Raw genomic sequence first — 831 nt, forward strand, 5'->3', positions numbered from 1 at the left:
ACCGACGCCCCCGGCTTCCGGCAGAACGACGCCGCCGCCCGCGCCCTGCTCCGGGCCGTCGGCGCGAGCAGCCCGGGCGGCGGGGCACACGCCACTCAGGCCGAAGGACCGAAGATCTCCTCCAGCAGGTCCGCGTCCGTGACGTAGCCCGGTGCGGCGGCCACCCGCTGCCCGACGCCCTTGACGCCGGTACGGCGCTCCAGCGCCCGGGCCGGTTCCGCGACGGACCCGCCGACGTGCGCGGCGGCCCGGATCCGCCGGATCAGCTCCTGCGCCTCCTCCCGGCCGATCCGCCGTCGCAACACCCGGACGGCCCGGTTCACCCGGTGGTGCCGGGCCCCCTCCCGGTACTCCGCCAGGTCGGCGGCGGCCCGCAGGCCGCGCTCGTCCTGCGGGCCGAGCACCTCGACCAGCACGGGCAGCAGGCCGTCCAGCTCCAGCACGGCGCCCTGGAAGTCGCCCCGCCGGGCCCGGCAGACCGCGAGGTCGTGCCGGGCCCAGAGGACGGGCACCCCGCGCGGGCCCCAGGCCTCCTTCAGCGCGGGCAGCAGTTCCGTCAGCAGGCGGATCGCGGCGACCGTCTCGCCGCTGTCCCGGACCTGCCGGGCCAGTTCGCAGCGCACCTTCAGCAGCTCGGGGTCGGTCGCTCCGAGGAGCGTCCGCAGGTCCTCGGCCAGGTCCAGCAGCACCCGGACGGCCTGCGCCGGTTCACCGGCCCGGCCGAGGCACCCGGCGAGGTCCTGCCGGGCGGCGACGACCTCCGGGTCGCCCGCCCCGAGCGCCCACGCGGCGGCGTCGACCGCCGCCCGGAGCGGCTGCACCTCCGCGGCG

1 protein-coding gene is annotated in these 831 nt (G+C 78.8%); it reads right to left on the reverse strand.

Annotation, left to right across the window (positions count from 1 at the left end; genetic code table 11):
• Positions 1-95: 95 nt before the first annotated feature.
• Positions 96-831, reverse strand: a 736-nt coding sequence (locus KS423_RS46435) for a hypothetical protein (protein WP_224285654.1), incomplete at its 5' end; no start/stop codon positions are given.

The organism is Streptomyces sp. LS1784, from assembly GCF_020103755.1.
Classification (GTDB): domain Bacteria; phylum Actinomycetota; class Actinomycetes; order Streptomycetales; family Streptomycetaceae; genus Kitasatospora.